The following is a 7,957-nucleotide window of genomic DNA, read 5'->3' as shown; positions in this document are numbered from 1 at the left end:
GCCCCCGGCGGACCGACCTGCCGCCGGTCCGTCCGCCCCGGGCACCGATGCGGAACAACCCGTGGTCGCGCCCGCCGCAACCGCCCCGGTGGCGGTGGTACCGGCATCCGCTCCGCCCGCTTCCGTCACCACCGTCGCGGCCGTGGCGACCACACCCGGTCCGGCCGTCACCGTGGTCGCGAATCCCGTTGGGCCGCACGAGCGATCGGCAGCTCCCGGTCCGACTGCCGCCCCGCCGCCGGTCACCGGTCCGGCGATGGCGACGGTGCTCCCGGCAGCGGCCTCGGCGGGCAGCCCGACCGGCCCGGCCCAGACCTCCGAATCCGGTAAACGCGACGAGCACGAACAGGATCGCAACTCCGGCGCCGATTCGATCTCCGGAATGGGGGCCGGCATCGTCGGCGGTCTGGCCGGCGGAGCGTTCGCCGCGGGGGATGCCGTGCGCTCCGGCCCGTCCGGTGCCGTTGCGGTGAAAGCGGTCCGCCGCAACGACGACGACGAGGACGAGGACTACTACCCCGAATTCGACGAACCGACCTTCCTGGAACCGGCCGACCCCGGCGGCGAGCTGGTCGGTCAGCTCGATCCGACCACGCCGCCCGTCCTCGGCGAATGGTCCGAGGATGACTGATCGGGCGTTCGAGGCGGTCCGGCGGCGGTGAAATGGACGCTGACTCCCGACCAGTTCGCCGTGGCCTGGCAGCGCATCGACGGTGATCGAATTCCGTACCCGCTCGCCGTCCGCCTCTCCGCCCGGACCAGCACCGAACGGGCCGAACAACTTCCGGAACTGACCGCATGGTGCGATCGCACCCTCGATCCCGATCTGGAGGCGGCGCTGCGCGTGCTGGCTCGCCCGGCCGTGCGAATCGAGGTTTTCGGTGAGCAGGGCGCCGACGAGGTGCGGGCGGTGCGCGTGCTGGGCACGGCCGCCGGCCACATCACCGTCGTCGCGGCCCAGCGCGCCGGTTCCCGGCCCGACCGCGGCGGCGATATCCGCCTGTTCGTGGGTAATTCGGCCACTCTGGCGGCTCGGGTGGTCTCACTGCTGCCCGAGAATTCGCCGGGAACCGAGCCACGCCGCACGGCGCCGCTGGACCGGGTGCGCGAGGACAGCCGTGATCTGGTCACCGTCCCCGTGTCCGGGCCCTCCACCACCGCGCGGATGCGGCGATTGTTGAAACAGCCGCGCGACGGCATCGGGCAGATCGTGGTCTCCGCCCGCCGCGGTGACGACAGCATGCGGCCGCTGGGCGTGCTGTGCTGGATCGATGTCGCCGGCGACGGCCGCTACGTGGTGCGCACCCGGACCGATGTCGACATCGTCGGTGTCACCGCCGAAGGCTTCGCCGCGCAACTCCGCCCACTGGTCGCCGCCGCCGAGCGGTTGGTCGCCGACAACAACGAATGGTGAATCCGCATGCCCTGCTTCGAATTCGAAGGTAAACGCCCGCAGGTGGACCCGAGCGCCTTCATCGCGCCGACCGCCACCCTGATCGGTGATGTGCGCGTCGAAGCCGGCGCCTCGGTCTGGTACGGCGCGGTGCTGCGCGCCGACCTCGCCCCGATCATCGTCCGGGAGCGGGCCAACGTGCAGGACAACGCGGTCGTGCACACGCCGCCCGACGTGGCGGTGGAGATCGGTCCCGGCGCCACCATCGCGCACAGTGTGGTGCTGCACGGCGCGACCGTGGGCGCGGAAGCGATCGTGGGCAACGGCAGTACCGTCCTCGATATGGCCAGGATCGGGGCCGGCACCATGATCGCCGCGCACTCGCTGGTCCAGCCCGGGACCGAAATTCCCGAGCATGTGCTGGCGGCGGGCGCGCCCGCCGAGGTGAAGCGGCCCATCACCGGCACACCGGCCGAGGGCTGGGTGAAGATCAACCCCGGCTACTACGCCGACCTCGCCCGGCGCCATCGCGACGGGGTGAAGGAAATCGATTCACCGACAGTCTGATTCGTGTGCGGGTGGCCGCTCAACCGTTCGGCGGTTCGGCGGCGGTCGGCAGCAGGTCCAGCATCTCGTCGTCGTCGAGCTGATGGAAATCGCGGTAGGCGCCGCCGACCCCGGCGAGGGAGCGCGGGATCAGCGGGCAGACCGTCTCCTGGGACAGTCCCTGCAGCCGATCGACGGCCTCGATCGAGGACACCGGCACCGCCACGGTGATCCAGCGCGGCTGCTGCGACCGTGCCACCCGGCAGGCCGCGGCCACCGTCGCCCCGGTCGCCATTCCGTCGTCGACGATCACCACTGTGCGGTCGCGCAGCGAGATCCGCGGTACCCGGGCGCGCACCATCCGTTGCCGCCGGGCCAGCTCGGCCAGCTCGGCCTCCTCGACCGCGGCGATCTGGTCGGCCCGCACCCCGGTCTGTCGGACCACATCGTCGTTGAGCACCCGCACGCCGTCTTCGCCGATGGCGCCCATCGCCAGTTCCGGCTGCCACGGCACCCCGAGTTTGCGCACCAGCAGCACATCGAGATCGCCGCCGAGCACCTCGTGCACGGCGGCCGCGACCGGCACCCCGCCGCGCGGGAGTCCCAGCACCAGGGGATGCGACGCCCGCAGGTGCACCAGCGATTCACCCAGCGTGCGGCCGGCTGCCCAACGATCCGGATAGATCATGGTGCCACCCAGTCTATGGCTCGACGGTGAATCTGCGCAGGCTCAGGCTGGGGTTGGTGGCACGGATCTGCCGCAGGTGGTCCAGGTCGATGCGACCGGTCGCGATGCCGGGGGCGTCGCCGAGTTCGGCGAGCAGACTTCCGGCGGGATCGACGATCATCGAGGCGCCGGCGCCCCGGGGTGCGCACTGGTCGGCCGCGGCCACGTAGACGGTGTTCTCGATGGCCCGCGCGCGCAGCAGGGTGGTCCACTGGTCCACCTTGGCGGGGCCCGGAATCCATTGCGCCGGAAGCACCAACACGTGGGCGCCGGCGGCGGCCACCCGGCGGCAGCCCTCCGGGAAGCGCAGGTCGAAACAGGTCTGCAGGCCGAAGACCACACCGTCGACGGCGAAGGTCGCGGGTTCGGCGATCGGGCCCGGGGCGACCACGTCCGATTCCCGGAAACCGAAGGCGTCGTAGAGGTGCACCTTCCGGTAGACGGCCGCGAATTCGGCGTCCGGCGCGGCCGCGATCAGGGTGTTGTAGATCCGATCGGTGATCTCCCCGCCGGGCGCCTCCACCACACCCGCGACGACGTGCACGCCGAATTCGGCCGCCAGGCCGCGCAGTTCGCTCACCCAGGCGCCGGTGAGCGGTTCGGCCGCGGCCACCACCCGCTCGTCGAGCCGCGTCACCGCGAACATCGAATATTCCGGGGCGACAACCACTTTCGCGCCGAGTTCGGCGGCCGCGCGGACGTGGTCGCGTAACGCGGCGAGGTTGGCCGCCTTGTCGGTGTAGGGACCGAATTGGACGACCGCGATGTCCACCGCCCGGGCCGGCGCCGGCCCGGCGGCGGGCGCGGCGACCGGTTCCGGTTCCGGCCCCGCCGCGGTGGGGGCGGCCGGCCGCTCGGCTCCGACGGTGGCCGAGTAGGTGACCACGATCGGCGCCGGATTGCCGACCGTGGTGGCGGCCGCACCGGTGTCGGATTCGTCACTCGTCCGCGCCGCGGCAGCGGACCGCGCCGCCGGCTCCGCGGACGCAGATGCGGTGGGCCGCAGGGATTCGGGGGTTTCCGGAACGGCGCGCGAGGGCGGCTGCTGCGGTTGCATAGGTCTCACCGTATTGGCCCGATGGTCCGGGCGGCCACCGCGAGGCATTAAACTGCTGGTCAATATGAACAACTCATCGGTCGACAGCGCTCCCGGCGGCGGGGGCGACAGGCCCGAAGGCGCAGACGAGCGCAACCACGAAGGGCCCGCGGACGCCGCCACCGGGTCCCGACCCGCGAGCGCAGACTCCGAAAGCGGCGCGCCGGGCCGTCGTGACGACGCCGCCGATGCGGCCGAACCCACCTTCGCCGACCTCGGTATCGACGATCGGCTGCTCGCCGCGATCGCCGATGTCGGGTACGAGTCGCCGTCGCCCATTCAGGCGGCCACCATCCCGCCGCTGCTGGCCGGCGCCGATGTCGTCGGTCTCGCCCAGACCGGCACCGGCAAGACGGCCGCCTTCGCGATTCCGATCCTGATGGGCCTGGAGAAGCGGCCGAAGCCGCCGCAGGCGCTGGTCCTCGCGCCGACCCGCGAACTGGCGATCCAGGTGGCCGAGGCCTTCGGCCGGTACTCGGCGCATCTGCCCTGGGTGCATGTGCTGCCGATCTACGGCGGACAGAACTACGCGGTGCAGCTGTCCGGTTTGCGACGTGGTGCGCAGGTCGTGGTCGGTACGCCGGGCCGGGTGATCGATCATCTCGAACGCGGCACGCTGGACCTGACCCAGCTGCGGTATCTGGTGCTCGACGAGGCCGACGAGATGCTGAAGATGGGCTTCCAGGAGGACGTCGAACGCATCCTGCGCGATACCCCGGCCGACAAGCAGGTGGCACTGTTCTCGGCGACCATGCCCTCGGTGATCCGCAAGATCTCCAAGCAGTACCTCAAGGATCCGGTCGAGATCACGGTCAAGGCCAAGACCACGACCAACACCAATATCTCGCAGCGCTGGGTGCATGTGTCGCATCAGCGCAAGCTCGACGCCCTCACCCGCATTCTCGAGGTCGAGCCGTTCGAGGCGATGATCATCTTCGTGCGCACGAAACAGGCCACCGAAGAGCTGGCCGAGAAGTTGCGCGCGCGCGGGTACTCCGCGGCCGCCATCAACGGCGATATCGCGCAGAATCAGCGGGAACGGACCATCGGGCAGCTCAAATCCGGCGCTCTCGACATTCTGGTGGCCACCGATGTGGCCGCGCGTGGCCTCGATGTCGACCGGATTTCGCATGTGGTCAACTACGACATCCCGCACGACACCGAGTCGTATGTGCACCGCATCGGCCGCACCGGGCGGGCCGGGCGCACCGGCGAGGCACTGTTGTTCGTCGCGCCGCGGGAACGCCGGCTGCTCGACGCCATCGAACGCGCCACCCGGCAGCCGCTCACCGAGATGCAGCTGCCCAGCGTCGACGATGTGAACGCCCAGCGCGTGGTGAAGTTCCACGACGCGATCACCGAGAACCTGTCGTCGGAGAATCTGGCGCTGTTCCGGAAGCTGATCGAGGACTACGAGGCAGAGCACAACATTCCGCTCGCCGATATCGCCGCGGCCCTGGCCGTGGGCGGCCACGACGGGGAAAACTTCTTCATGGAGGCCGAACCCGAACCGATCCGCGCACCGCGTCGCGAACGGGCGCCGCGGGAAGATCGCGAGCGCCGGGAGAGTCCGCAGCGGCATCGCGCCACCGGCGGCGAAATGGCCACCTACCGGATCGCCGTCGGTAAACGTCATCGCGTGGTACCCGGTGCGATCGTGGGCGCCATCGCCAACGAAGGCGGCCTGCGCCGCAGCGATTTCGGGCATATCAGCATCCGTCCCGACCACAGCCTGGTCGAACTTCCGGCCGATCTCCCGGCGGAGACCCTGGACGCGCTGCGTCGCACTCGGATCAGCGGTGTCCTGATCCAACTGCAACTGGACCAGGGCCCGCCCGGGCATCGGACCATGAGCCGCGGTCCGCGTCGCGACGGCCCGCGTAAGCACGACCGTCGCAAGCCACGCAGCTAGTCGCTCAGCCGACCGCCCGGGAGAGCCGCCAGACGTTGTCGACCCGGGTGCCGGTGCGACCGTCCGGTGCCGTCAGTGACCGTTCGACCGGTTCGAGGGTGTGGATGGTCCAGTCGGCGCCGAGGTCGAGAGCGTGCAGCACGCCGTCGAGGGTGGGGAAGGTGGCGTCGAAGGGATATTCCGCCGGCGTCATCCAGGTCGGCCATCCGGCGTGCATGACGATCAACAGCGTGCCGCCCGGGGCCACCGCGGCGGCCGCGCGGCGCAGCACGCCGTTCTGGTCCAGGGCTACCGGCGACTGTAGGAAGTGGGCATTGACCAGGTCGAACGTGCCCTCGGGAAAGCTCACGCCCAGCTCGTGGCGCTCCCAGGTGATCCGCTCGGCGAGCCCGGCTGCCGCGGCGTGGGCGGCGGCCCGGGTGAGTGCCGTGGGGGAGATGTCGACTCCGGTCACCTGCCAGCCCTGGCCGGCCAGCCACACGGCGTCGGCGCCCTCACCGCAGCCCAGGTCCAGCGCCCGTCCCGGCCGCAGGTCCACGGTTTCGCGGACCAGCAGCGGATTCGGCTCGCCGCTCCAGACGCGCTCGCTGTCGCGATAACGCTGCTCCCAGAACTGTGCCGGTTCGGCCGGAGATGTAGCGGACATGAGACTCCTCGTAGCTCGGCGGTGCCCGGGACGGCACCGGCCTCAGGATCACGCTCGCGCCGGCCGAGCGGCAAGGATTCTTGCCGATTCGGCAAACGGAGCCGCTGTGACCGCGGGCTGCCGACCGGTCGGGCGCGGCGGCGGTTCGGTGTCCGAGAACCGCCCGGCCGGACGACGGGGCGGGCGGCGTACACCGGCGAGTCCGCGGCGCTCTCCGGATCGGCGCCGGCCCTCGCAGGGCATGCGAATCACAATTAACTTATTCCTATCGCCGGAAATTCCGCAGGGTATGCCCATTTCGCCGCCACCTACCGGTTCCGCTCCGCATCCGGCGCGATCGAGCCCGCCGGCTCCGGGGGTTTCGCGCGATTCGTCGTTTATGATCCGGTCGACGATCGGTTCGATCCGAGGCGTAGATTCGGATTCGAACCTACGAATACCGGTGGGAGATGCCCATGAAACTTGCCCTGTCACCCGACGAGGTGGCCTTCCGGGACGAACTGCGCACGTTCTTTCGGACCGAGATTCCGGCCGAGATCCGGGACAAGGTCGAAAACGGCCGGGAGCTCTCCCGTGACGACATCGTCACCACGCACAAGCTCCTGCACGGCAAGGGGATCGCGGTGCCCAAGTGGCCCGTGGAATGGGGCGGCCAGGACTGGACGTCCATGCAGTACCACATCTGGGAAGACGAGATGCAGCTGGCCTGCGTCCCCGAGCCGCTGACGTTCAACGCGAACATGATCGGCCCGGTGATCGCGCAGTTCGGCTCCGAGGAACTCAAACAGCGCTTCCTCCCGCCGACGGCCGCTCTCGACATCTGGTGGTGTCAGGGTTTCTCCGAACCCGATGCCGGATCCGATCTGGCCTCGCTGCGCACCACCGCCGTGCGCGACGGCGACTCCTACATCGTCAACGGCCAGAAGATCTGGACCACGCTGGCCCAGTACGCCGACTGGATCTTCTGTCTGGTGCGCACCGACCCGAACGCGCCGAAGAAGCAGGCCGGCATTTCGATGCTGCTGTTCGATGTGAACTCGCCGGGCGTGACCGTGCGGCCGATCAAATTGATCGATGGCCGGCACGAGGTGAACGAGGTCTTCTTCGAGAATGTCCGGGTTCCGGCCGACCAGTTGGTCGGCGAGGAGAACATGGGCTGGACCTACGCGAAATTCCTGCTCGGCAACGAACGCACCGGGATCGCGGGCGTGGGCCGGACCAAGGTCGTGATCGCCACCGCGAAAAAGCATGCGGCGCAGATCAAATCCGGGTCGGGCACGCTGCTCGAGGATCCGGTGTTCGCGTCCCGGGTGGCGGAACTGGAGAACGAACTGCTCGCCCTGGAGCTGACGTTGCTGCGCGTGGTCGCCAATTCCGCCGAAGGCAAACCGAATCCGGTGTCCTCGGTATTGAAGTTGCGGGGCACCGAATTGCAGCAGGCGGCCACCGAGCTCATGCTCGACGTCGCGGGTCCGGACGCGGTGCCGGTCGGCGCGGACGACATCGCCGCACCGGACTGGGCGCAACGCACCGGCCCCACCTATCTGAACTACCGCAAGACCAGCATCTACGGAGGCTCGAACGAGGTGCAGCGCACCATCATTGCCTCCACCATCCTCGGATTGTGAGGCGGCGTC

Annotated in this window: 7 protein-coding genes and 1 pseudogene; 5 read left to right on the top strand and 3 right to left on the bottom strand. The window is 69.7% G+C overall.

Features of this window, described 5'->3' with window-relative positions; all coding sequences use genetic code 11:
* The 3 genes and pseudogenes from ON37_RS20195 to ON37_RS20185 form a co-directional block, all read left to right on the top strand.
* A pseudogene (locus tag ON37_RS20195) lies at positions 1–631 on the top strand (hypothetical protein); the annotation flags it as partial.
* A gap of 27 nt (positions 632–658) precedes the next feature.
* Positions 659–1,414, top strand: a complete 756-nt coding sequence (locus tag ON37_RS20190; protein WP_040721465.1) for an ESX secretion-associated protein EspG — start codon at positions 659–661, stop codon at positions 1,412–1,414.
* 6 nt (positions 1,415–1,420) lie between these two features.
* On the top strand, positions 1,421–1,960 hold the full coding sequence (locus ON37_RS20185; protein WP_040721463.1) for a gamma carbonic anhydrase family protein: 540 nt from the start codon (positions 1,421–1,423) through the stop codon (positions 1,958–1,960).
* 19 nt (positions 1,961–1,979) lie between these two features.
* Here the strand turns inward: ON37_RS20185 and ON37_RS20180 are convergent, their stop codons facing one another.
* Both ON37_RS20180 and ON37_RS20175 read right to left on the bottom strand, forming a co-directional pair.
* The gene (locus ON37_RS20180; protein ID WP_040721461.1) at positions 1,980–2,627 is read right to left on the bottom strand and encodes a phosphoribosyltransferase; all 648 of its coding nucleotides are present in this window, start codon (positions 2,625–2,627) and stop codon (positions 1,980–1,982) included.
* Positions 2,628–2,640: 13 nt separating this feature from the next.
* The gene (locus tag ON37_RS20175) at positions 2,641–3,438 is read right to left on the bottom strand and encodes a carbon-nitrogen hydrolase family protein (RefSeq protein WP_040721491.1); all 798 of its coding nucleotides are present in this window, start codon (positions 3,436–3,438) and stop codon (positions 2,641–2,643) included.
* Between the two features lie 349 nt (positions 3,439–3,787).
* Between ON37_RS20175 and ON37_RS20170 the strand changes: the two genes are divergently transcribed.
* Positions 3,788–5,674, top strand: a complete 1,887-nt coding sequence (locus ON37_RS20170) for a DEAD/DEAH box helicase (protein WP_083893139.1) — start codon at positions 3,788–3,790, stop codon at positions 5,672–5,674.
* Positions 5,675–5,678: 4 nt separating this feature from the next.
* Here the strand turns inward: ON37_RS20170 and ON37_RS20165 are convergent, their stop codons facing one another.
* Complete coding sequence (locus ON37_RS20165; protein WP_040721459.1) at positions 5,679–6,320, bottom strand: class I SAM-dependent methyltransferase; 642 nt, start codon at positions 6,318–6,320, stop codon at positions 5,679–5,681.
* Positions 6,321–6,775: 455 nt separating this feature from the next.
* On the opposite strand from ON37_RS20165, the gene ON37_RS20160 reads away from it, so the two are divergent.
* Positions 6,776–7,948, top strand: a complete 1,173-nt coding sequence (locus tag ON37_RS20160; RefSeq protein WP_040721457.1) for an acyl-CoA dehydrogenase family protein — start codon at positions 6,776–6,778, stop codon at positions 7,946–7,948.
* The last annotated feature ends 9 nt before the right edge of the window (positions 7,949–7,957 follow it).

The sequence above is a fragment of the Nocardia veterana NBRC 100344 genome (assembly GCF_000308855.1).
Classification (GTDB): domain Bacteria; phylum Actinomycetota; class Actinomycetes; order Mycobacteriales; family Mycobacteriaceae; genus Nocardia; species Nocardia veterana.
The sequence above is the reverse complement of the archived record's forward strand: the minus strand, read 5'-3'. Positions and strand labels throughout refer to the sequence as shown.

Excerpts from the sequence above, each read along its gene's own strand:
- ON37_RS20165 (WP_040721459.1), bottom strand. The coding sequence starts at position 6,320 with ATGTCCGCTACATCTCCGGCCGAACCGGCACAGTTCTGGGAGCAGCGT.
- ON37_RS20180 (WP_040721461.1), bottom strand. The coding sequence starts at position 2,627 with ATGATCTATCCGGATCGTTGGGCAGCCGGCCGCACGCTGGGTGAATCG.
- ON37_RS20185 (WP_040721463.1), top strand. The coding sequence starts at position 1,421 with ATGCCCTGCTTCGAATTCGAAGGTAAACGCCCGCAGGTGGACCCGAGC.
- ON37_RS20170 (WP_083893139.1), top strand. The coding sequence starts at position 3,788 with ATGAACAACTCATCGGTCGACAGCGCTCCCGGCGGCGGGGGCGACAGG.
- ON37_RS20160 (WP_040721457.1), top strand. The coding sequence starts at position 6,776 with ATGAAACTTGCCCTGTCACCCGACGAGGTGGCCTTCCGGGACGAACTG.